Annotated in this window: 21 protein-coding genes and 2 pseudogenes; 14 read left to right on the top strand and 9 right to left on the bottom strand. The window is 73.8% G+C overall.

Annotated elements, in window-relative coordinates; all coding sequences use genetic code 11:
* Positions 1-46: 46 nt before the first annotated feature.
* Positions 47-163, top strand: a pseudogene (locus PIJ49_RS05300) (DivIVA domain-containing protein); the annotation flags it as partial.
* A 13-nt stretch (positions 164-176) separates the two neighbouring features.
* Here the strand turns inward: PIJ49_RS05300 and PIJ49_RS05295 are convergent.
* A complete protein-coding gene (locus PIJ49_RS05295; protein ID WP_271826027.1) occupies positions 177-1,274 on the bottom strand; it encodes an acyltransferase family protein in 1,098 nt (365 codons plus the stop codon).
* Between the two features lie 71 nt (positions 1,275-1,345).
* On the opposite strand from PIJ49_RS05295, the gene PIJ49_RS05290 reads away from it, so the two are divergent.
* The 5 genes from PIJ49_RS05290 to PIJ49_RS05270 all read left to right on the top strand — a co-directional run bounded on the left by PIJ49_RS05290 (position 1,346) and on the right by PIJ49_RS05270 (position 4,870).
* Entirely contained in the window at positions 1,346-2,155 is an 810-nt protein-coding gene (locus PIJ49_RS05290) for an SDR family oxidoreductase (RefSeq protein WP_209682304.1), read from the top strand.
* Positions 2,156-2,272: 117 nt separating this feature from the next.
* The gene (locus PIJ49_RS05285) at positions 2,273-2,806 is read left to right on the top strand and encodes a phosphoribosyltransferase (protein WP_235426338.1); all 534 of its coding nucleotides are present in this window, start codon (positions 2,273-2,275) and stop codon (positions 2,804-2,806) included.
* Positions 2,803-3,522: a Type 1 glutamine amidotransferase-like domain-containing protein gene (locus PIJ49_RS05280; protein WP_251159720.1), complete on the top strand. Its 720-nt coding sequence runs from the start codon at positions 2,803-2,805 to the stop codon at positions 3,520-3,522. The genes PIJ49_RS05285 and PIJ49_RS05280 overlap by 4 nt, the downstream gene beginning before the upstream one ends.
* Positions 3,523-3,527: 5 nt before the next feature.
* Positions 3,528-4,208: a uracil-DNA glycosylase gene (locus tag PIJ49_RS05275; RefSeq protein WP_251159721.1), complete on the top strand. Its 681-nt coding sequence runs from the start codon at positions 3,528-3,530 to the stop codon at positions 4,206-4,208.
* 53 nt (positions 4,209-4,261) lie between these two features.
* The gene (locus PIJ49_RS05270) at positions 4,262-4,870 is read left to right on the top strand and encodes a GNAT family N-acetyltransferase (protein ID WP_066654705.1); all 609 of its coding nucleotides are present in this window, start codon (positions 4,262-4,264) and stop codon (positions 4,868-4,870) included.
* A gap of 414 nt (positions 4,871-5,284) precedes the next feature.
* Here the strand turns inward: PIJ49_RS05270 and PIJ49_RS05265 are convergent, their stop codons facing one another.
* Positions 5,285-6,007 (bottom strand): FadR/GntR family transcriptional regulator, encoded by a 723-nt coding sequence (locus tag PIJ49_RS05265; RefSeq protein WP_271826026.1) that lies wholly within the window; start codon positions 6,005-6,007, stop codon positions 5,285-5,287.
* A 255-nt stretch (positions 6,008-6,262) separates the two neighbouring features.
* Here PIJ49_RS05265 and PIJ49_RS05260 point away from each other — a divergent pair, with 255 nt between their 5' ends.
* Both PIJ49_RS05260 and PIJ49_RS05255 read left to right on the top strand, forming a co-directional pair.
* On the top strand, positions 6,263-7,828 hold the full coding sequence (locus PIJ49_RS05260) for a GntP family permease (RefSeq protein WP_271826025.1): 1,566 nt from the start codon (positions 6,263-6,265) through the stop codon (positions 7,826-7,828).
* The gene (locus tag PIJ49_RS05255) at positions 7,828-8,376 is read left to right on the top strand and encodes a gluconokinase (protein WP_271826024.1); all 549 of its coding nucleotides are present in this window, start codon (positions 7,828-7,830) and stop codon (positions 8,374-8,376) included. Before PIJ49_RS05260 ends, PIJ49_RS05255 begins: the two co-directional genes overlap by 1 nt.
* Positions 8,377-8,382: 6 nt before the next feature.
* On the opposite strand, the gene PIJ49_RS05250 is transcribed toward PIJ49_RS05255, so the two are convergent.
* The 4 genes from PIJ49_RS05250 to PIJ49_RS05235 all read right to left on the bottom strand — a co-directional run bounded on the left by PIJ49_RS05250 (position 8,383) and on the right by PIJ49_RS05235 (position 12,469).
* Positions 8,383-9,306, bottom strand: a complete 924-nt coding sequence (locus tag PIJ49_RS05250) for a L,D-transpeptidase (RefSeq protein ID WP_271826023.1) — start codon at positions 9,304-9,306, stop codon at positions 8,383-8,385.
* A 94-nt stretch (positions 9,307-9,400) separates the two neighbouring features.
* On the bottom strand, positions 9,401-11,065 hold the full coding sequence (locus PIJ49_RS05245) for an ABC-F family ATP-binding cassette domain-containing protein (RefSeq protein ID WP_271826022.1): 1,665 nt from the start codon (positions 11,063-11,065) through the stop codon (positions 9,401-9,403).
* Between the two features lie 30 nt (positions 11,066-11,095).
* The gene (locus PIJ49_RS05240; protein WP_066654698.1) at positions 11,096-11,707 is read right to left on the bottom strand and encodes a TetR/AcrR family transcriptional regulator; all 612 of its coding nucleotides are present in this window, start codon (positions 11,705-11,707) and stop codon (positions 11,096-11,098) included.
* Positions 11,708-11,716: 9 nt separating this feature from the next.
* Positions 11,717-12,469, bottom strand: coding sequence for an acetoacetate decarboxylase (locus tag PIJ49_RS05235; RefSeq protein WP_251155077.1), 753 nt, complete (start codon positions 12,467-12,469; stop codon positions 11,717-11,719).
* 76 nt (positions 12,470-12,545) lie between these two features.
* On the opposite strand from PIJ49_RS05235, the gene PIJ49_RS05230 reads away from it, so the two are divergent.
* From PIJ49_RS05230 to PIJ49_RS05215, 4 genes and pseudogenes are all read left to right on the top strand, one after another.
* Complete coding sequence (locus PIJ49_RS05230) at positions 12,546-13,409, top strand: 3-hydroxyacyl-CoA dehydrogenase family protein (RefSeq protein ID WP_251159727.1); 864 nt, start codon at positions 12,546-12,548, stop codon at positions 13,407-13,409.
* 60 nt (positions 13,410-13,469) lie between these two features.
* Positions 13,470-14,063 (top strand): annotated as a pseudogene (locus tag PIJ49_RS05225) (NAD(P)H-dependent oxidoreductase); the annotation flags it as partial.
* Between the two features lie 38 nt (positions 14,064-14,101).
* On the top strand, positions 14,102-14,803 hold the full coding sequence (locus PIJ49_RS05220; RefSeq protein WP_271826021.1) for an HAD family hydrolase: 702 nt from the start codon (positions 14,102-14,104) through the stop codon (positions 14,801-14,803).
* Between the two features lie 20 nt (positions 14,804-14,823).
* A complete protein-coding gene (locus tag PIJ49_RS05215; RefSeq protein WP_066654684.1) occupies positions 14,824-15,645 on the top strand; it encodes an ornithine carbamoyltransferase in 822 nt (273 codons plus the stop codon).
* Here the strand turns inward: PIJ49_RS05215 and PIJ49_RS05210 are convergent.
* The 3 genes from PIJ49_RS05210 to PIJ49_RS05200 are packed head-to-tail and all read right to left on the bottom strand — an operon-like array spanning position 15,642 to position 18,659.
* A complete protein-coding gene (locus PIJ49_RS05210; protein WP_271826020.1) occupies positions 15,642-16,310 on the bottom strand; it encodes a response regulator in 669 nt (222 codons plus the stop codon). The two genes, PIJ49_RS05215 and PIJ49_RS05210, sit on opposite strands and share 4 nt — an antisense overlap.
* Positions 16,307-17,701, bottom strand: coding sequence for a sensor histidine kinase (locus tag PIJ49_RS05205; protein ID WP_271826019.1), 1,395 nt, complete (start codon positions 17,699-17,701; stop codon positions 16,307-16,309). Before PIJ49_RS05205 ends, PIJ49_RS05210 begins: the two co-directional genes overlap by 4 nt.
* A complete protein-coding gene (locus tag PIJ49_RS05200; protein ID WP_271826018.1) occupies positions 17,688-18,659 on the bottom strand; it encodes a CPBP family intramembrane glutamic endopeptidase in 972 nt (323 codons plus the stop codon). The genes PIJ49_RS05205 and PIJ49_RS05200 overlap by 14 nt, the downstream gene beginning before the upstream one ends.
* Before the next feature lie 121 nt (positions 18,660-18,780).
* Between PIJ49_RS05200 and PIJ49_RS05195 the strand changes: the two genes are divergently transcribed.
* Positions 18,781-19,695: an NmrA family NAD(P)-binding protein gene (locus PIJ49_RS05195; protein ID WP_209682336.1), complete on the top strand. Its 915-nt coding sequence runs from the start codon at positions 18,781-18,783 to the stop codon at positions 19,693-19,695.
* An 11-nt stretch (positions 19,696-19,706) separates the two neighbouring features.
* On the top strand, positions 19,707-21,146 hold the full coding sequence (locus PIJ49_RS05190; RefSeq protein ID WP_271826017.1) for an amidase: 1,440 nt from the start codon (positions 19,707-19,709) through the stop codon (positions 21,144-21,146).
* Positions 21,147-21,195: the final 49 nt, after the last annotated feature.

Below are 21,195 nucleotides of genomic sequence, written 5' to 3'. Positions count from 1 at the left end.
GCAGGGCGGCCGTCCGGCGACGGGACGGCTGGCCGGCGCACGGACGGTGACCCCGGAGGACGTCGCGTCGTCGCGCTTCCGTCGGACCCGGATGAAGTCCGGGTACGACTGCGACGAGGTCGACGACTTCCTCGTCGAGGTCGTGGTCGCGCTCCGGGCACTCGCCCGCTGAGCGGTCAGCGCTCGACGGGCTCCCGGCGGAACAGCCAGTCGACGTTCGGCTCGAGCAGCCAGCGCATGCCGCGCCGCACGAACGGTTGCGCGAGGAACAGGCTCACCGCGCACGCCACGGCGACCATGAGCAGCACGTACGGCCACGCCGAGTGCTCCCCGGCCAGGACGCCGGACTCGCGGATCGGGTAGAGCACGAACGTGTGCAGCAGGTAGACGTACATGGTCGCGGCGCCGAACCGGGTGAGCCAGACCGTCCTGCGGGGCACGAGCAGCAGGAACGACGCCGTCAGCACGGTGGCGAGCAGCACCAGGCCGAGGCGGACACCGCCGGCCCACCAGGCGTCCTCGCCGAGCCCGGAGTACGAGTCGTCGTAGAAGAACCAGTGGTGCAGGTCGAAGCCCTTGAACTGCGGGATGAACAGCACGCACGCGGCCGCCCACACCGCGAAGACGACGACCGCGGCCGCGCGGAGACGGACCACGACCCGGCGGGGGGCCTCGTACCAGCGGTCGAACACCCCCCACTGCTTGACCTGCCACCCGAGCAGGAAGAACGGCAGCAGGCTGATCGCGCGTCCCAGGGAGAACGTCGAGTCGACGTTGTCGAGGTACCCGACGCCGACACTGAGCACCACGGCCCAGACGAGCGGCCACCGCAGGATCGCCAGGTAGGGCAGGATCAGCCGGAAGATCCCCAGCGCGAGCAGGAACCACAGCGTCCAGGTCGGCTTCGTCGGGTTGAACTCCTTGCCGCCCTCGACGATCGCCTGCACCACCGTCCAGATCGTCTGCATGACGATGTACGGCACCACGATGTCCGTGAAGGTCCGCCGCATCCGCTCTGCGGTCGGGGTCGCCGCCGACGAGAAGTACCCGCTGATGACGCCGAACGCGGGCATGTGGAACGCGTAGATGAAGGTGTAGAGCGCGAGGGCGTGCTCGCTGCCGGCCGTCTGCCGCTGGATCGCGTGACCGATCACGACGAGCGTGACGGCGACGAACCGAGCCGTGTCCCACATCGGGATGCGTCGCGGCGACCGGCCCGGCTCGAGCGGCGTCGCCGGAGCCGAGGGCGCGGGGGGAGCGGCGTCCGTCGTCATGGCCGGTCACGTTACCGGATCGTGACCTCGACGGGTCGGTACGGTGGTGCCGACACCCACTGGAGGAAGCCATGGCAGCACGTCCCGACACCGGTCGACCCGACACCACCGAGCGGCTCGCCGTCGTCACGGGGGCGAGCTCCGGCATCGGTGCCGCCACCGTCCGGCTGTTCCGCGAGCGCGGCTGGCAGGTGCTCGCCGTCGCCCGTCGTCAGGACCGGCTCGAGGCGCTCGCCGCGGAGACCGGGGCATCGTTCCTGGTCGCGGACGTCACCGACGCCGACGCCGTCGCGGCGCTCGCCGCCCGGGTGGACGAGGCCGGCGGCGCGGACGTGCTCGTGAACAACGCCGGCGGAGCACTCGGGTCGGCGAGCGTCGAGGAGTCCGACGTGGAGGACTGGCGCGCCATGTTCGAGGTGAACGTCATCGGCACGAAGCGGGTCACCGCCGCCCTGCTGCCGCAGCTCCGGCGCCGTGCGGCCACGGCCGGGGTCGCGGACATCGTGACCGTGACGAGCACCGCGGGACACGTGGCCTACGAGAACGGCGGCGGGTACAACGCCGCCAAGTTCGCCGAGCACGCCCTGGTCGGCGCCCTGCGGCTCGAGCTGAACGGCGAGCCGCTGCGCGTGGTCGAGATCGCGCCCGGGCTCGTCAAGACCGACGAGTTCGCCCTGACGCGCTTCCGGGGCGACCGCGAGAAGGCCGAGGCGGTGTACACCGATGTGCCGGGGCCGCTCGTCGCCGAGGACGTCGCCGAGGCCGTCGTGCACGCGGTCGAGCTGCCGGCGCACGTCAACCTCGACCTGGTGACGGTGCGACCGGTCGCGCAGTCGGCACAGCACAAGCTCGCCCGCGGGCCGCTGACGCCCCGGAGCTGACACCGGGCGCGCGGGCCGGTTCGATCACGCGCGCTGGCGGGCCGTGTGCCGGTCCCGGCGCGCGCGGTGTCCGGGCGCGGGTCGCGGCGGGTGGCTCCCTGCCGGTACCGTGGGCGGATGCCGATCAGCAGCGAACCCGGGCAAGCCGCGCAGGCTCCCTCGACCGTGACCGTGACGAGCGGGCCCGAGGTGCTCGGTTGGCTGGAGTTCGGTGACGCGGCGCGGCTGCTCGCCAAGGACGTCCTGTCGTCCGGCTTCGAGCCCGAGGTCGTCGTGGCGGTCGCGCGCGGCGGGCTCATCATCGCGGGCGCTGTGGCGTACGCGCTCGGCACCAAGGAGTGCGGCTCGATCAACGTCGAGTTCTACACGGACGTCGAGCAGCGTCTCGACGAGCCGGTCATCCTCTCGCCCGCCCTCGACGCGCCGAGCCTGGCGGGCAAGCGCGTCCTGGTGGTCGACGACGTCTCCGACTCCGGCCGCACCCTGCGCCTGGTGGTCGACATCATCCGGAACGCCGGCGCCGACGTGCGGAGCGCCTGCCTGTACTCGAAGCCCGGCACCGTGCTCGAGCCCGACCACGTGTGGCGTCGTGTCGACGGGTGGATCACCTTCCCGTGGAGCGCCCTCGCCCCGGTGACGGCCGAGTCGTGAGCATCCACCTCGTCGGCGGGGGTCCCCTCGTCGCGGCCGACGTCGCCGCCCCGTTCCTGGCCGAGGCCGCCGCGCGTTCCGCCGCGGTCGGCCGGAGCGTGCCCCGGATCGCCCTGCTCTCCGTGGCCGGCCCGTCCGGTGCCGCCCCGTCGTCGACCGCCGACATCGCCGAGGTCCTCGGTGGCGCCCGACAGGCCGAGGTCCTGGTGACCGAGGTCGGCGCGGGCGAGGTCTTCGCCACGACGGTCCTGAGCGACGTGGACGCGCTCGTGATCGGCGGCGGGGTCACCCCGGCGTACCTCGACGCGATCCAGCCCCTCGTCGACCAGATCCGGCTCCTCGTCTCCGACGGGCTGCCGTACCTCGGCTACTCCGCCGGCGCGATGGTCGCCGCAGACCGGGCGCTCGTGGGCGGGTGGCGCATCGGCGGCGTCGAGGTCTGCCCGCAGGGGTCGTCCGAGGGCCTCGACGAGGTCGAGCTCCGCGAGGGGCTCGGGCTGGTCGACCTGACGATCGACGTGCACGCCGTGCAGGCCGGCACGCTGGCCCGGCTCGTCGCGGCGGCCGAGGCGGAGTTCGTCACGGCCGGGCTCGCGATCGACGAGGACACCGCGCTGGTCGTCGGCGAGGGTGCGCTCGAGGTCCGCGGGACGGGCAGCGTCTGGCGTGTGGTCGCCGGCGACGAGTCCGTCTCCGTCGCGACCATGGGCGCCTGACCCCCGTGCGCCCGCACCCGCTGCGCGACCTCGTCGACCCCGGGTGGGCCGAGGCCCTCGCGTCGGTCGAGGCCGACGTGCACCGGATGGGCGACTGGCTCCGCGACGAGGTCGCCGCGGGTCGGCACTACCTGCCGGCCGGTGACGTCGTGCTGCGTGCCTTCACGCAGCCGTTCGACGACGTGAAGGTGCTCGTCGTCGGCCAGGACCCGTACCCGACACCCGGTCACCCGATCGGACTGTCCTTCGCCGTCGACCCGCACGTGCGACCGGTCCCGCGCAGCCTGGCGAACATCTACCGCGAGCTGCACGACGACCTCGGGGTGACGCCCCCGCCGCACGGCGACCTGCGGGCGTGGTCGGAGCAGGGCGTGCTCCTGCTCAACCGGGTGCTGACCGTCGAGGCCGGTGCCGCCGGCAGCCACCGCGGCAAGGGCTGGGAGGCCGTCACCGACCAGGCCGTCCGTGCGCTCGTCGCGCGGGGGAAGCCCCTCGTCGCCGTCCTGTGGGGCGCCCAGGCCGCGTCGGTCCGCCCGTTGCTCGGCGACACCCCGGTCGTGGCGTCGGCGCACCCGTCCCCGCTCAGCGCCTCCCGGGGGTTCTTCGGCAGCCGGCCGTTCTCGCAGGTCGACGCGCTCCTCCGCGAGCAGGGTGCCGACCCGGTCGACTGGACGCTCCCCGCCTGACACCCCTCGTGGTGCGATGGCCCCGGGCGCATCGCAGCCCGTAGGCTCGGACCGTGCTCGAGGAGGAATACCAGCGCCGTCGTGTCCTGCCGCGACACCTGCGTGCGCCCGTGCCCGCCGAGGCGACGTTCTCGTACACGATCCGGGCCGCCGACCCGCGGGACCTGCCGGACGTGCGCGAGATCCACACGCACTACGTCCGGAACTCGTCGGTGACCTTCGACCCGTCGGCGTTCACCTTCGCCCGCTGGAAGCAGCGCTACGACGAGGTGCGCCGGCGCGGGCTGCCGTTCCTCGTCGCCGAGAACCCCTCGGGGCAGATCCTCGGCTACGCCCTGGTCGACCCCTGGAACCCCCGCGACCGGTCGAACCACGTGGTCGAGGACTCGATCTACCTCGGTGCCGCGTCGGGCGGGAAGGGTCTCGGACGGGCCCTCATGGAGGCGCTGCTCGCGGAGTGCCGTGCCGCCGGCGTCCGCGAGGTCATCGCCGTGATCGCCGACCGGCAGGCCGAGGCCTCGATCCGGCTGCACGAGCGACTCGGCTTCGAGGAGGTCGGCCGCATGGGCAAGGTCGGCTACAAGTACGACCGCTGGCTCGGCACCGTCACGATGCGGCTGCGCCTGCGCGGCCCACGGTTGTTCGCGCGCGCCGGGCGCTGACGCGAGCGCTCCGAGGCTGCGCCCTCGTGGCGGTGTCCGACGTGCGCGAGACGCCGGCGTCGGCACGGAGCGCCCTCGACGTGCGCGAGACGCCGCCCGGAGCGCGGCGTCTCGCCACCCGGGCGGCGTCTCGAGCATCCTGCGGCGTCCTGCACGGGTGCGGGCCCTTCGGCGTCGGGCGGCGCCGGGCGGGAGGCGCGTGGCGGGGTCGCCGCGAGCCTCCCGGCTGCCCGATCCTTCCCGTGACGTGTGCGATGGCTGGTCGTTCCGGGCGTCCCTGGTGCTCTGGGAACGTCAGGTACGCCCGGTTCTGCCAGGTACGCCCGGTTCTGCCAGGTACGCCCGGTTCTGCCAGGTACGCCCGGTTCCGTCAGGTACGCCCGGTACGCCCGGTTCCGTCAGGTACGCCGGGCGTCAGGCGCTCGGCGCCTCGGCGATGAACTCGTCACGGGTCACGCGCAGCAGCGCCGTGGCCGCCTCGCCGGCAGCGGCGGCGTCCCCGGCGACCACGGCGAGCGCCACCGCCTCGTGACGGACCGCGGCGTCGCGGGTCCAGCGGGAGATGGTGTCCCGCGACTCCGACGTCCGCGTCCGCAGGAGTGCCTTGACGGTGCCGGCGAAGTGCGTGAACACGGCGTTGCCCGACCCGGTCAGGAGTGCGCGGTGGAAGCGGACGTCGGCCTCGAGGTAGGCGCGACTGTCCTCCCGGCCCCAGGCGTCGAGCATGTCCCGCGCGGCGAGCAGGAGCGCCTGACCGGGCGAGCCGGAGTCGTCGGACGCTCCGGCGTTCCCCGCGACGAGGGCCGCTGCGACGGGTTCGACCCCGAGACGGAGCTCGAGCAGCTCCCGCTGCTGCACGAAGTACGCGGGCGAGGCGCCGCGCCACCGGATGACGGTCGGCGCCAGGAGCTCCCACGACGACACGGGGAGCACCTGCGTGCCGACCCGCTGCCGGGGCTCGACCAGGCCGAGGGACTGCAGGACGCGCAGGGCCTCGCGCACGACGGAGCGGGAGACGCCGGACTCGGATGCGACGAGCTCCGGCCGGACGACGGTGCCGGCGGGCAGCACCCCGTCGACGATGCGCTGGCCGAGGGTCTCGAGCACGTGGGCATGGAGGCCGCGGGCGGTGGTCATCGTTCCTCCGGTCGTGCTCTGCGGGACGGACGGCGCGTGACGGTCCCGTCCCTGTGACGCGGACTCCATCGAAGCGGCAGACTGCGCCGGACGGCGGGTGCCGCGCGGCAGATCGTTGTACAGTCTGATTTATCAGATTATTGGGGTGCCCGATCGGACACCCGGAGGCGGCCGCGCCGAGCGGCCGTCCGGAGCGTACGACACGCACACGAAGGCGACGGAGCCGCGAGGCAGCGGCTCCAGGAAGGGGCACAGATGCCTCACGCACCCACCGGAGGAACCGCGGCGGCCGACGCGGTGCACGGCCTCACGGTCCTGGCCGCGGAGGGCGGCGGCTCGCAGACCGTCGACCCGTCCGGCCCGATCGGTCAGCTCATCGTCGCGGCGCTGCTCGGCATCGTCGTCATCATCGTGCTGATCACCTGGCTCAAGGTGCACCCGTTCGTCGCGCTGACGATCGGCGCGCTCGGGGTCGGGATCGGTGCGGGTCTGGCGCCCGACAAGACGGTCACGAGCTTCGGCACCGGCTTCGGCTCGACGATGACGAGCGTCGGCATCCTGGTCGGTCTCGGGTCGATGTTCGGTCGGATGCTCGTCGACTCCGGGGCCGCCGACCGCGTGGTCGACACCCTCGTCCGTCGCTCGTCGAAGGCCGCGCTGCCGTGGACGATGGCGCTCATCGGCGCGCTGATCGGTCTGCCGATGTTCTTCGAGGTCGGCCTGGTGCTCCTCATCCCGATCATCGTGCTGGTCGCGAAGCGCAGCGGTGTCCCGATCATGAAGATCGCGGTGCCCGCCCTGGTCGGCCTCTCCACCATGCACGCCTTCGTGCCGCCGCACCCCGGCCCGCTCGTCGCGGTCTCGACGGTCGGCGCGAACCTCGGCACGACGCTCGCGTTCGGCATCGTCCTGGCGATCCCGGTGATCGTGCTGGCCGGGCCCGTCTTCGCGCGCTTCGCGGCCCGCTGGGTCGACATCCCCGCACCGGACATGTTCGGCTCGCGCGGTTCCGGCACGTCCGGCAGCGGTGGCTCGGGGCCGTCGGACCCCGCGCACGCCGGCCGGGAGGCGCGTCGCGGCCCCGCCACGCAGGACACCGCGTCCCTGCCGAACGGCAAGAGCGACTTCACCCGCGTCATCAGCGAACCGCGCAGCCCGTCGTTCGCCGTCGCGCTCGTCGGCATCCTGCTGCCGGTCGTGCTCATGCTCGCCCAGGCGGTCCGCGAGGCGGTCGCCCCCGACGCCGCGGGTGGCTGGGTGTCGCTGCTCGACTTCCTCGGTACCCCGATGATCGCCATCGGGATCGCCACCGTCTTCGCCATGGTCTTCTTCGCGATCGGCGGCGGCATGGACCGGAGCGCCGTGGCGAAGTCCCTCGAGGACGCGCTGCCCCCGGTCGCCGGCGTGCTGCTCATCGTCGGCGCGGGCGGTGGCTTCAAGCAGGTGCTCATCGACACCGGCATCGGCGGGGTGATCGCCGACGCGGTGCAGGAGTCCGGCATCTCGGTCCTGCTCGTCGCCTGGGTGGTGTCCGCCCTCGTCCGCGTCGCCACCGGTTCCGCCACCGTCGCGACCGTCACCGCCGCCGGCATCATGGCGCCGATCGCAGCCGACCTGTCCACGCCGGAGACCTCGTTGCTCGTGCTGGCGATCGGTGCCGGGTCGGTGTTCCTGTCGCACGTCAACGACGCGGGCTTCTGGCTCGTCAAGGGCTACCTCGGCACCACGGTCGGACAGACGTTCAAGACGTGGACGGTGCTCGAGTGCCTCATCTCCGTCATCGGTCTGGTCGGCGTGCTCATCGCGGGGGTGTTCTTCTGATGGCCGCGACCGTCGACGCTCCGGTCGGCACCGACGGCACCGAGCCGCTCGTCCTCGTGGTGATGGGGGTCTCCGGCTCCGGCAAGTCGACGCTCGCCGCGACGGTCGCAGCGCGGCTCGGGTGGGAGTTCGCGGAGGGCGACGACATGCACCCGCCCGCCAACGTCGCGAAGATGGAGGAGGGCACCCCGCTCACGGACGAGGACCGCTGGCCGTGGCTCGGGACGATCGCGGAGTGGATCCGGTCGCACCTGGCCGACGACGCCCCCGGGGTCGTCACCTGCTCGGCGCTGAAGCGCTCCTACCGCGACGTGCTCCGGGCGCCCGGCGTGGTGTTCGTGCACGTCGCCGGCGACCCCGCCCTCGTCGAGCAGCGGATGTCCGCACGGGCCGGGCACTTCATGCCGACGTCGTTGCTCGCCTCGCAGCTCGCGACGCTCGAGCCGCCGCAGCCGGACGAGGCGCACCTGACGGTGTCGGCCGAGCGCTCGCCCGACGAGGAGAGCGCCGACGTCGTGGAGCGCCTGGGGCTCGCCACCGGCCGGTGACCGACGTCAGGTGAACCAGATCGCGGTCCCGACGGGCAGCTCGGCCAGCGTCTTCGTCATCGTCGCGGAGATCCGGACGCACCCGTGCGAGCTGCCGTTCGGGTCCGGGTAGTAGTGCAGGGCGGTGAGGGCCGCGTTGCCGCCGTACTGCGGGATGCGTGACGAGTGCGCCCCGGTCAGGATGATCGGGTTGCCCTGCGTGTACGTCACGCGCGCATCGACGTAGGCGGCTTCGACGTACGTCGCGGTCGCGGTGGGTGTGGGGTCGTCCGGGGTCCCCAGGCGGGCGGGCTCCGACGCCGACACCGATTCGTCCTGGTGCACGACGGACACCGTCGACGCGGCGACGTCCACGCGGACCATCCGGTCGACCGACGCGATCGAGAAGTCCGACGCACGCGCCCACGCGAAGGTGGCGCTCGGCGCGGTCGGGTCGCCGCCGTCGCCGGGCGTGCGGTTCCGGGCGGGGGTCGACACGAGGACCATGCCGCCGTCCTCCCCGTCCGACCGGCCCCAGACGGCGGTCGCTGCGGGCGTCTCGATCGTGGAGACCGTCGAGGCGAGTGTGGCGACCGGGCGCGCATCCGCCGAGGGGGCGGCGTAGAGCGCGACGAGGCGCTGCTTCGGGGTGGCGATCTGCCACTGGTTGTCCGGTCGGACGGTGCTGCCGTCGAGGAGTTCCGGGACGACCGCGTCGTGGAACGCCAGGGGGAGTGCCGCGAGCTCGGCGTCGGACGCGGCAGCCGGGATCGCGGGCAGCGTCGGCCTCGGTGTCGGCGTCGGGGTGGCCGTCCGGGTCGGCACCGACGTCGCCCGTGCGGCGGTCGTGGCCGCCGGTCCCGGCTGCTGCACGGCCGCGCCGATCCCCACCGCGGCCAGCGTCGCTGCCGCCACCGCGGCGATCGTGATGCCCCAGGTCCTGCGTCGCATGTGTCCCCTCCCGCACCCAGTTCACCAGATCGCGGCCGTGAGCGTGTCTCAGGAGACGCTCGACGGGTCCACCACGGGCCTCCCCGCCGTCCCGTCACACCTCGGTGACGCGACCCGCCTCGACCCGCCAGCGCCGGTCCAGTCGGACGGTGTCGAGCATCCGCCGGTCGTGCGTGACGAGCAGCAGGGTGCCGTCGTAGGACTCCAGGGCCTGCTCGAGCTGTTCGATCGCAGCCAGGTCGAGGTGGTTCGTCGGCTCGTCGAGCACGAGCACGTTCACACCGCGGGCCTGCAGCAGCGCGAGGCCGGCACGAGTCCGCTCACCGGGTGAGAGCGCAGCGGACGGGCGACCGACGTGCTCCGCCTTCAGCCCGAACTTGGCGAGCAGGGTCCGGACGTCGGCGGTGGTCATCTCGGGGACGAGCTCCTCGAACGCCGCGGCGAGGGGCTGCTCGCCCGCGAACGCCGCGCGGGCCTGGTCGACCTCGCCGATCGCGACGCTGGAGCCCAGCGACGCCGAACCGCTCGTCGGCGCCGTCCTGCCGAGCAGGGCGCGGAGCAGGGTCGACTTGCCGGCGCCGTTCGGGCCGGTGATGCCGATCCGGTCGCCACCGGCGACCTGCAGCGACACGGGCCCGAGGGTGAAGTCGCCCTGCTCGTAGACGGCGTCGGACAGCGTGGCGACGACGGCCGAGGACCGCGGGGCACTGCCGATGGTGAAGGCGAGCTGCCACTCCTTGCGGGGCTCCTCGACCTCGTCGAGCCGGGCGATGCGCGACTCCATCTGCCGGACCTTCTGCGCCTGCTTCTCGCTCGACTCGCTCGCCGCCCGGCGGCGGATCTTGTCGTTGTCGGGGTTCTTCTTCATCGCGTTCCGCACGCCCTGGCTCGACCACTCGCGCTGCGTCCGTGCGCGTGAGACCAGGTCGGCCTTCGTCGCGGCGTACTCGTCGTACGCGTCGCGCTTGTGCTGCCGGGCGATCTCGCGTTCCTCGAGGTACGCCTCGTAGCCGCCGCCGAACAGCCGGTGCGACGACTGCGCCAGGTCGAGCTCGAGCACGGCGGTCACCGATCGGGCGAGGAACTCGCGGTCGTGGCTGACCATGACGGCACCGCCGCGCAGCCCCCGGACGAACTGCTCGAGTCGGTCGAGCCCGTCCAGGTCGAGGTCGTTCGTCGGCTCGTCGAGCAGCACGACGTCGAAGCGGGAGAGCAGCAGGGCGGCCAGGCCGACCCGGGCGGCCTGTCCGCCGGACAGCGCGGTCATCAGCGAGTCCGGGCCGACGCCGGAGCCGTCCGGGGTCGCCTCCAGCCCGAGCTCGGCGAGCACGACGGGCAGCCGCTCCTCGAGGTCGGCGGCACCGGACGCCAGCCAGCGTTCCAGCGCGGTGGAGTACCGGTCGGCCGCTGCGTCGCCGCCGTCCAGGTCGCCCAGGGCCTCGGCAGCACGGTCCATGTCCGTCGTGGCGTCGGCGCAGCCCGTGCGCCGGGCGACGTACGCCGCGACCGACTCTCCGGTGATGCGCTCGTGCTCCTGGGGGAGCCAGCCGATGAAGGCGTCCGGCGGGTTCGTCGACACCGTCCCGGCGAGGGGCTCGTCGACGCCGGCGAGGAGGCGGAGGAGCGTGGACTTGCCCGCCCCGTTCACACCGACCAGGCCGATCACGTCACCCGGGGCGACGGTGAGGTCGAGGCCCTCGAAGAGCGTGCGGGCGGCGTACCCGCCGGCGAGGTCCTTGGCGACGAGCGTGGCGGTCATCCGGCAATCGTCCCACGGCCGGGACGGCGCTCAGGCCGGGCGCGTGAGCCCGAGGATGCACCCCTCGACCGCCGCGACCCGCACCGCGTCCGTCCCGTCGAACAGCACGCTCTGGCTGACCGCCCCGACGTGGGCCGCGACCACCGCGCGCGTGTAGAGCGCCGGGTCGACGGTGGGGATCCGGCCGGCCCGCTCCAGCGCTGCGACGAGGAGTGGCTGGAGCGTCGCGTGGAACCGGTCGGTGTGCGCGCGGAGCAGGGCGTTCACCTCGGGGTCGTGCCGGGCGCGCGTGGTGAGCACCGAGCGAATTGCGTACCAGCGGTCCTCGGGCGGCAGGCCGTGCACGACACCCTGCACGACCCCGTCGACCGTCGGGTGCCCGTCGAGTGCGGCGCCGAGCTCGTGTTCGAGCACGGCGAAGACGGCTTCGGCCTGCTGCTCGTAGACCGCGAAGAACAGCTCGTCGACCGTCCGGAAGTTCGAGTAGAACGCCCCGCGCGTGAACCCGGCGCGGGCGACGACCGCCTCGACGCTGACCGAGGTCGACCCGGTCTCCTGGAAGATCGCCTCCGCGGCCGCGATGAGCGTCGCCCGGGTGCTGCTCCGCCGGCGGACGGCGCGCGGCGCGGCTGGTTCGGTCACGGCTCCAGGCTAGGCCGAGTGCCGGTCGGCCAGGTAGTCGTGCACGGTGCGCACCGGGGCGAGGGTCAGGTCCGTCAGGATGTGCGAGGCGCGGACGACCTCGAGCACCGGCAGGTCCGCCATCGGTGCGAGGGCGTGTGCGAACAGCTGGAGTCGGGCGGGTCCGGTCCAGGCCTGCTCGACGGTCACGTCGGTGATCTCGGTGCGGACGAGGTCGGCCACCAGGTGGCGCTGGGTCCGAAGGTCCGGGACCAGCTTCACCATGAAGGTCGGCACGGTGATCTCCGCCAGGGCGGCGTCGTGGGCGAGCGGCTCCCACTCGTACGCCATGGTCGCGGTGGCCACGCGCTCGGTCCCGCGGTCGAGGGTGCCGACGAGCGCGCCCTGGTCGACGCGGAGCGCCGGCGTGCCGAGGACCTTCGGGTAGGCGCTCAGCTCACGGCCGGCGAGGGTCGCGGCCGCATTGTCGAGGTACATCGCGTGCAGGTACTCGCCGCGTTCGCCCTCGTGCTCGACCTGGATCGCCTGCCCGGACTCGACGTACGGGCCGTACCCGTCGACCTCGCCCATCTTCATGACCTCGAACCGGACGAGCGGTTCGGTGACCTCGAGCGGCTCCGGGACCACGGCGCGCAGCGCGTCGGGGTCGGTGCGGTAGACGACGTTGAAGTACTCGCGGCCGGTGAACCGGGTCGGCCGGAGTGGGTAGACCGGCGCGGCGAGCGGGGTGGTCAGGTGCTGGAGGACGTCGTCGGCGCGCATGCGCATCTCCTTCGGAACTTGGATACGATCTGTATCGAATACGAACTGTACCGAACTCGACCGAGAGCAGGAACCCGTGCCCTACCAGCCGCCCCGCGACACCGCCGACCGCCCCGTGACCGTGATCGGCGGTGGCACCCTCGGACGCCGGATCGCCCTGATGTTCGCCAGCGGCGGTGCCGAGGTCCGGATCCACGACCTGTCCGAGGAGGTCCGTGCCGCCGCCGTCGCGTACGTCGAGGAGACCCTGCCCGGGATCGTGGCCGCGCGCGACGGCGCGACCGCGGGGACGGTCCGTGGCGAGGCGGACCTCGAGGCCGCGGTGGTCGACGCCTGGCTCGTCGTCGAGGCCGTGCCCGAGCGCCTGGACCTGAAGACCCCGCTGTTCGGACGGCTCGACGCACTGGTCGCCGCGGACACGATCCTCGCGACGAACTCGTCCTCGTACGCCAGCCGCCTGGTGATCGACGAGGTCGCGCACCCCGAGCGCGTCCTCAACGTGCACTTCTACATGCCGCCGCAGCAGAACGCCGTCGACCTGATGAGCGACGGCCAGACCGACCCCGCCGTGATCGACCTGCTGCTCGAGGCGCTGCCCCGCTACGGCGTCCACCCGTTCCTGGCCCGCCGCGAGTCGACCGGCTTCATCTTCAACCGCATCTGGGCGGCCATCAAGCGCGAGGCGCTCGCGGTCGTCGCCGACGGCGTCTCCACGCCCGAGGACGTCGACGCCATGTGGCAGGTGAACAGCGGCGCACCGGCCGGGCCCTTCCGGATGATGGACCAGGTCGGCCTCGACGTGGTCCTCGACATCGAGGAGCACTACGCGGCCGAGGACCCGCACCTGCCGGAGGGTCCGCGTCGCCTGCTGCGCGAGCACGTCGACGCCGGCCGTCTCGGCGTGAAGACCGGACAGGGCTTCTACCGCTACGACGACTGACGTCGTCCCCACCCGCCGGACGGGAGGCGCGGTGCCGGCCCGCACCGCGCCTCCCGTCCGGTGGGGCGTCCGTGCACCCGCTGCTGGCAGGATCGAGCCGTGTCGACGCTCATCGTGACCGCCCACCCGGACCCCGACTCGCTGACGCTCGCCGTCGCCCACCGCCTCGAGGCGGCGCTCGACGCCGCCGGCGCGGGCCCCGTCACGGTCGCCGACCTCGCCGCCGAGGGCTTCGACCCCCGGTTCACCGCCGCCGACCGGCACACCTACCGGACGGGGACCGACCCGGCGCCCGACGTCGCGGCCGAACAGGCGCGCCTCGACGGGATCGACCACCTCGTGCTCGTGTTCCCGGTGTGGTGGTGGTCGGTGCCCGCGCTGCTCAAGGGCTGGCTCGACCGGGTGTTCGTGAACGGGTGGGCCTTCGGCGTCGGCGAGGACGGGCGCATCGACCGTCGGCTCGGCCGGCTGACGGTGCACCTGCTGCCGATCGCCGGGGACGACGCCGGGGTGTACGAGCGGCACGGGTACGAGCAGGCACTGCGGACGCAGCTCGAGCACGGCGTCGTGGACTTCTGCGGCGCGGCCCGCGGGGCGACGGCGTTCGTCCACGAGTCCGAGCACGAGGACCCCACCGTGCGCGAGCGGGCCGTCGCGGCCGCGGTCGGACGGGTCGTCGACGCGGTGCGGGGATGCCCCTCGACGTCCGTGCCGTGGTGTTCGACCTCGACGGCACCCTGTTCGACCACGCGGGAGCAGCGGCGCGAGCCGTCGACGACCTCCTCGGCGCGCTCGGTGTCGCCGCGACCGACCGCCTGCGGGCCGCGTGGGCCGAGGCGGAGGAACGGCACTTCGAGCGGTGGCGACGCGGGGAGCTCGACTTCGCCGAGCAGCGTCGAGCCCGGCTCGTCGAGGTCCTGCCCCTCGCCGGGCTCCGGCCACCGCACGACCCGCACGAGCTCGACCTCCTGTTCGGCCGCTACCTCGCCGCGTACCGGGCCGCCTGGCGTCCGTTCCCCGGGAGTGCTCCGCTCCTGCGCGCGGTCCGCGACGCCGACCGGGCCGTGGGTGTCCTGACGAACGGGATCGAGGAGCAGCAGCGCGACAAGCTCGCCGCCACGGGGCTGTCGGACCTCGTCGACGTCGTGTGCACGTCGGAGCGGATCGGGGTGGCCAAGCCGGACCGACGCGCGTTCGAGCAGGTCGCCGACGAGCTCGGCGTGCCGGCCGCCGCGTGCCTGTTCGTCGGCGACGACCCGCAGCGTGACGTCGCCGGGGCACGTGCCGCGGGGATGCGCGCGGTCCTGGTCGACCCGGCCCGCGACGGCGACGCCGCGGTCCGGTCCTCCGTGCTGTCGGCCCTGCGCGGGGCGTCGGGCACCGGACGGCGGTGACCGCCCCCTAGCGTGGCGAGGTGCGCCACCTCCTGCGACTCGACGACTGGACCACCGACGACACCGACGCGGTGTTCGCCCTCGCCCGCGCGTACGAGCAGGGCACCGGACCCGTGCTGGACGGGGCTGCGGCGGTGTTCTTCCCGCCGACGAGCCTGCGCACGAGGGCGTCCTTCGAGCGGGGTGCGGCGCTCGCCGGACTCCAGCCGATCGTGTTCCCGCCGGAGTCGCTCGACAAGGACGAGGCACACGAGGACGTCGCCCGGTACCTCGCGGACTTCGTCGACGTGCTCGTCGTCCGGCACCGGGACCTGTCCGTCCTCGAGGCGCTCGCTGCTGCCGACGCGGTGCCCGTCGTGAACGCCATGACGAGCGTCAACCACCCGTGCGAGGTGCTCGCCGACCTGTGGGCACTCACCCGCGGGCGCGCCGTCGGGTCGCTCCGGGTGCGGTTCGTCGGCGCCGACGGCAACATCGCGCGCGCCTGGGCCGAGGCGTCGCGACTGTTCGGCTTCGACCTGCTCCAGTGCTGCCCCGAAGGACTGGGAGCGCCCGACGTGGTGTGGACGGAGGACCTCGCCGGGGCGATGGCCGACGCGGACGTCGTCGTGACGGACGGACCCGGTCGCCACGCCGCCGCACTCGAGCCCTACCGGGTCACCGCGGACGTCCTGGCGCTCGCGCCCGACGGGGTGCGCTTCGCCCCGTGCCCGCCGTTCGTCCGTGGGCGCGAGGTCAGTGCGGACGCGATCGCGAGCCCGGCCTTCGTGGGGCACGGGGCGAAGCGTGCGCTCCTGCCGGTGCAGCAGGCGGTCCTGGCGCACTGCCTCGCGGGCGCCTAGCCCTCGGGGACGGCCACGACGTGGTTCTGGTACGCCCAGACCACCGCCTGCAGGCGCGAGCGCACCCCGAGCTTCGGCAGCATCCGCGCCAGGTGCGACTTCACCGTGGAGACCTCGACGACGAGTGCCTCGGCGATCTCCTCGTTCGACATCCCCTGTGCGAGGAGCAGCAGCACGTCCCGCTCCCGCGCGGTCAGCAGCTCCGAGGCCCGGTCGCCCGTCACCGGCTGCAGGCTCCGCCGCGACACGAACTCCCGCAGCACCCGCCGCGTCAGGCTCTGGTCGATCGTGCCGTTCCCGGCGGCGACCTGCCGCACCGCACCGACGATGACGTCCGGCTCCGCGTCCTTGAGCAGGAACCCGGACGCCCCCGCCTCGAGCGCACCGAACACCAGGTCGTCGAGGTCGAAGGTCGTCAGCATCAGCACCGGCACCGCCGGGTCCGCGTCAGGAGCGCAGAGCTCCCGCGCCACCTCGATGCCGTTCCGGACCGGCATCCGGATGTCGAGCACCGCCACGTCCGGCCGCGTGCTCCGTGCGAGCGTGAGGGCCTCGCCGCCGTCCGCCGCCACGCCGACCACCTCGACGTCCGGTTCGGCCGCCAGGAGCGCCGACACCCCCGCCCGGACGAGCGGCTGGTCGTCCGCCACCAGGACCCGGATCACCGGGTCACCTCGGGCGTCTCGCGTCCGAGTCGCAGCGTCACGACCCAGCCGCCGTCCGGTGTGGTCCCGGTCTGGAGGCGCGCCCCCACCAGGTCCGCCCGCTCACGCATCCCGCGCAGTCCGTTGCCGCCTGCTCCCGGACCCTCCGGGGTCGGCTCGCCCGGTCCAGCGGGAGCGTCCGCGCTCGGCGCGGACACCGCGGGTGCGGCGTTCTCGACGGTCAGCTCCAGGTGGTCGACTGCACGGTCGTCGAGCGTGACCGTGACGACGGCGCCGGGTGCGTGCAGGGCGGCGTTCGCCAGTGCCTCCTGCGCGGTGCGGTAGGCCGCGAGCTGCGCCAGGGGCCCGACGCCCTCGGCGACCTCGTGCGCACCGCGGAGGACCTCGAGCCGCACGTCCGACCGGTACCGGGCACGCTCGACCAGGTCCACGATGCCCGCGACGGTCTCGACGGCACGTTCCGCGGGGGCGTCGTCCCGCAGCAGGCCGACCAGGCGACGGAGGTCCTCGAGCACCGCGGTGCTCTGCTCCCGCACCTGACGGACGCCCTCGTGCGCCGCGGTCGGGTCGGTGTCGATCTGCCGGTCGATGACGGCCGACATGAGGGCGATCCCGGACAGGTGGTGGGCCGCGATGTCGTGCAGCTCCCGCGCCATGGCCGCGCGTTCGCGGGACACGGCTGCGTCGACCCGGGCGTCCTGCTCGCGGACCGCGGCGGAGGCCTCCGCGGTCCGGGCGGCGACCTCGGCGTCCCTCGCGGCCCGGACCTCGCGCCGGGACCGCACCACGAGCGCCACGACGAGCGGGAGCCCGACGGCCCCGATGGCCTGCGTGACACCCTGGGGCAATGCTTCTCCGAGCGCGAGGAGGAACGGTCGACTCCGGTCGAGTCCGCTCAGGACGACCCAGTGCCAGGCGGTGCCGAGCGTCACGAGGACCGCGGCGGCGACGAGCGCCGGCCACAGCCGGACGAGCGGCGCCCGCACGGCGGCGAGGACGACGGCGACGACGACGGGAAGCGCCGTCAGGCCGAACAGGTCACTGCCGCCGGGAATGAGACCGGCCACCACCACCGGGACCGCGGCGCCGGCGACGAGCACCGCGCGCGGCACCCGGCGTGCGGCCAGCAGCGCCGCGGACTGCCCGAGGAGTCCCAGCAGCAGGACGATCCACGGCAGGCTCCCGACAGCCGGGGACGTGAGCGGTCGACCCAGCGTGTCCGGATCGGCTGCATCCAGCGGCGGCAGCCCGAGCAGCAGCGCGAGCGAGACGACCGCGGTGGCGACCGCGACCAGGACGTCGGCGCGGCGCAGGCGGCGGCCGCCGTCGACCTCCCGCGCGGTGCGGGGGTCGGCGGCGACGCGAGCCGCACTCGCTTCAGCGGGTGCCATCGTTCGATCCTACGAGGCGGGCGGAGGCCGACGCGGGGAGGTGGTCCGTGCCTCCCGGCCGGCGGTCGTACCCGAGCCGGCCCCGGGTGGCGACCAGCAGGACGGCGGCGGCCACCGTCGAGACGATCGTGAGCCCGTGCATCATCGTGCCCGCGGTCATCCCCGGGTACATGTCCGCCCACAGGGTGGAGATCGTGTTGTTCACGCCGACGTGCAGCAGCAGTGCGATCGGCAGGCTCTCGCCGGTGCGGTTGAACACCCACGTCATCACGACGTTGAACGTGATCGTGAAGAGCGCGAAGACCACCGGCTCCGACCAGTGCGCGTCCGGCCACCCGCCCCAGTCCGACAGGTACAGCGGCATGTGCCACAGCGCCCACAGCGGACCGAGCACCGCGGCGGCGCCGAGCGGTCCGAAGCGGTCCTGCAGTCGGGGGAGGGCGAAGTCGCGCCAGCCGGGCTCCTCCGACAGGCCGGTGGTGAACAGCTGCACCACGAGACCCGGCACGAGGGCGAGCAGGGCGAGGGCGGTCGGCGCCTGGACGTTCCCGCCGGAGAACGGCAGACCCGTCAGGACGATGAGCGCCGGGACGCCGACCAGTGCCAGTGCGTACCAGTACCAGGAGACCCGCCACCGCCAGAGCCGACCGACCCAGCGCCGCAGGCCCGGACGGCCGTCGGCGAGGGCGGTCACCACGAACGCACCGCCGAGCGGGCCGAGGAGCGCGCCGGGCAGGATCCCGGTGAACTGGGCCGTGCCGAGGAACTCCGGGAAGTGCAGGTCCCACACGCCCAGGCCGTGCGGGCTCAGGATGTAGGGCACCCACGCGAGCCAGCTGAGGCCGAGCGCCAGGGTGGCGAAGGAGGCGAGCGGGTGCCGGGACACCACACCCCGGACCCCCGTCGCACGGGGTGCAGCGGTGCCGGCTCCGGGCCGGACTTCGGTCGTGTTCGTCATGACACCGACGCTAGGGAGGACCGTTCGTCGGGACGACCGGCGGAGGGATGCACCACCGGGAGTTCCACCGAAGGATGCAGGTGACGGACGGGGCCGGACGCCCGTGCGTAGCGTCGGGTGCATGACCAGCACCACCGTCCTCGTCGCCGGCGCCACCGGGGACCTCGGCTCCCGCATCGTCGACGCGCTCCTCGCGGCCGACCCCGACGTCCGGATCCGAGCACTGAGCCGCTCGGCCACCGGGCCCGCGGCCGACCGGCTCACCGCACGGTCCGACCGTGTCTCCGTCGTCAGCGCCGCCTACGACGACCACGACGGACTCGTGACGGCGCTCGCCGGGGTCGACGTCGTCGTCTCGGCGGTGAGCGGCACCCGCTCCGTGGTCGTCGACGCACAGACCGCGCTGCTCGCCGCGGCGGTCGACGCCGACGTCCCGCGGTTCGTCCCGTCGGACTACTCGGCCGACTACCGCGCGATCACCCCCGGGACGAACCGGAACTTCGAGCTGCGTCGCGAGTTCGCCGCGACACTGGACGCCGCACCGATCCGGGCGACCTCCGTGCTGAACGGCGCGTTCACCGACATGCTCACCGGACAGGCCCCGATGATCCTGTTCGACCGTCACACCGTCCTGTACTGGTCGTCCCCGGACCAGGTGCTCGACTTCACCACGAAGGACGACACCGCCTGGGTCACCGCGCGCGTCGCCCTCGACCCCGACGCACCGCGGGTCGTCGAGGTCGCCGGCGACCGGGTCACCGCCCGGCGCGTCGCCGACACCCTCTCGCGGCTCACCGGCACCCGGTTCCGCACGCAGTGGGCCGGGACCTCCGGGACGCTCTCCGCGATGGCACGCGTCGGACGACGGCTCTCGCGGGCCGACGACGCGGAGCCGTTCCCCGCCTGGCAGGGGATGCAGTACTTCGTCAGCATGTTCAGCGGCGAGGCCGAGCTCCACCACGTCGCGAACGACCGCTACGGGCCGCACGACTGGACGACGGTGCGGGACGTGCTCGCCGTGCACCTGCAGGCCTAGGCTCGGGGACCGTGTTCGAACTCCACCACCTCTCGGCGCAGGAACTCTGGGACTGGATCCGCCGGGGGGACGCGACCGCGCTCGAGGTGACCGAGCACTACCTCGCCCGCATCGAGCGGCTCGACCCGTCCCTCGGGGCGTTCGTGGCCGTCACCGCCGACACCGCACGCGAGCACGCGGCGCGACTGGGGACGCTCCTCCCGACCTCCCGGCCGCTCTGGGGCCTGCCCACCGCCGACAAGGACCTGTACGACCGCGCCGGTGTGCCCACCCGGCACGGCTCCGCCGCGCTGCCGGTGACACCCGCGACCGCCGACCACCCCCTGGTGGCGGCGCTCGCCGCAGCGGGGACGGTGAGCCTCGGCAAGACGACCTCACCGGAGTTCGGCATGTCGTCGTCGTCGGAGACCCGCATCGGTACCACCCGGAACCCGTACGACACCACGCGGGCGCCCGGAGGATCGTCGAGCGGCACCGCCGTGGCCGTCGCCGCCGGACTCGTGCCCGCGGCCGTGGGGACGGACGGCGGGGGATCGGTGCGCATCCCCGCCGCCGCGACCGGTCTCGTCGGACTGAAGCCGAGCCGCGGCCGGGTCCCGTCGATGCCCGGTCGGTCCGGCCTCGGCGGGCTGAGCGTCGCCGGGCCGATCACGCGGAACGTCGCCGACGCCGGGATGCTCCTCGACGCCCTGGTCGCACCGACCGGGCTGCCCGAGCCCTCGCCGTACGCGCTGGTCACGCCCGACGTCGGGGACGGGCCCTTCACCGCCGCTGCGGTGCGCGGCGAGGGGCGGTTCATGGTCGGCGTGCTCGACGGTTCGCCGTGGGACGACACCGTCGACGTCGTGGTCGACCCTGCCGCCCGGGCAGCGGTCGACACCGCCGTGCGGGTGCTCGGCGAGGTCGGGCACGGGGTCGAGGACGTCGCCATGCCCCGGCTGCCGTACGCCGACGCGTTCCGGGTGGCGTGGGAATCCGGCGCTGCGGGGCTGCCCCGCGTGCCCGGCATCGATCTGTCCGCGCTCACCCCGCTGGTGTCGTGGCTGGTGGAGCGCGGACGTGCGCTGACCGCGACGCAGGTGCTCGACGCGATGACGACGCTCGACGCGTTCTCGGCCGGGCTGATCCGGACGTTCGCGCCGTACGACGCCGTGCTCACCCCGACGCTGGCGCTGACCCCGCGGCCGATCGGCTGGTACGGGGACGACCCCGAGGAGGACTTCCGGCGGCAGTGCGCCTACTCGCCCTGGACCTCGATGGCGAACGTGTCGGGGCTGCCCGCGATCACGCTGCCGGTCGGGGTGACGGACGACGACCACCCGGACGGGGCGGGCCTACCGATGGGTGTGCAACTCATCGGACGGCCGGGCGGGGAGCGCGTGCTGCTCGCCATCGGGGCGCAGCTCGAGCGGCGGCTGCGGTGGCAGCGGCGGCACCCGGCGACGTGGTGACGCCGGGCTGACGCGGACTGGTCACCGGCGTCGGCGCGTCGCGACTGCG

Origin of the sequence: Curtobacterium uvaldense, from assembly GCF_028307415.1 — a bacterium.
GTDB lineage: Bacteria > Actinomycetota > Actinomycetes > Actinomycetales > Microbacteriaceae > Curtobacterium.
The sequence above is the reverse complement of the archived record's forward strand: the minus strand, read 5'-3'. Positions and strand labels throughout refer to the sequence as shown.

What these genes read in the sequence shown, in the direction of transcription:
- PIJ49_RS05285 (WP_235426338.1), top strand. Translation starts at nt 2,273, where the DNA reads ATGCCGATCAGCAGCGAACCCGGGCAAGCCGCGCAGGCTCCCTCGACC.
- PIJ49_RS05220 (WP_271826021.1), top strand. Translation starts at nt 14,102, where the DNA reads ATGCCCCTCGACGTCCGTGCCGTGGTGTTCGACCTCGACGGCACCCTG.
- PIJ49_RS05235 (WP_251155077.1), bottom strand. Translation starts at nt 12,469, where the DNA reads ATGCGCGCCGACGACGTCCTCCAGCACCTGACCACCCCGCTCGCCGCG.
- PIJ49_RS05295 (WP_271826027.1), bottom strand. Translation starts at nt 1,274, where the DNA reads ATGACGACGGACGCCGCTCCCCCCGCGCCCTCGGCTCCGGCGACGCCG.
- PIJ49_RS05255 (WP_271826024.1), top strand. Translation starts at nt 7,828, where the DNA reads ATGGCCGCGACCGTCGACGCTCCGGTCGGCACCGACGGCACCGAGCCG.
- PIJ49_RS05245 (WP_271826022.1), bottom strand. Translation starts at nt 11,065, where the DNA reads ATGACCGCCACGCTCGTCGCCAAGGACCTCGCCGGCGGGTACGCCGCC.
- PIJ49_RS05195 (WP_209682336.1), top strand. Translation starts at nt 18,781, where the DNA reads ATGACCAGCACCACCGTCCTCGTCGCCGGCGCCACCGGGGACCTCGGC.
- PIJ49_RS05205 (WP_271826019.1), bottom strand. Translation starts at nt 17,701, where the DNA reads ATGGCACCCGCTGAAGCGAGTGCGGCTCGCGTCGCCGCCGACCCCCGC.
- PIJ49_RS05260 (WP_271826025.1), top strand. Translation starts at nt 6,263, where the DNA reads ATGCCTCACGCACCCACCGGAGGAACCGCGGCGGCCGACGCGGTGCAC.
- PIJ49_RS05290 (WP_209682304.1), top strand. Translation starts at nt 1,346, where the DNA reads ATGGCAGCACGTCCCGACACCGGTCGACCCGACACCACCGAGCGGCTC.
- PIJ49_RS05200 (WP_271826018.1), bottom strand. Translation starts at nt 18,659, where the DNA reads ATGACGAACACGACCGAAGTCCGGCCCGGAGCCGGCACCGCTGCACCC.
- PIJ49_RS05250 (WP_271826023.1), bottom strand. Translation starts at nt 9,306, where the DNA reads ATGCGACGCAGGACCTGGGGCATCACGATCGCCGCGGTGGCGGCAGCG.
- PIJ49_RS05265 (WP_271826026.1), bottom strand. Translation starts at nt 6,007, where the DNA reads ATGACCACCGCCCGCGGCCTCCATGCCCACGTGCTCGAGACCCTCGGC.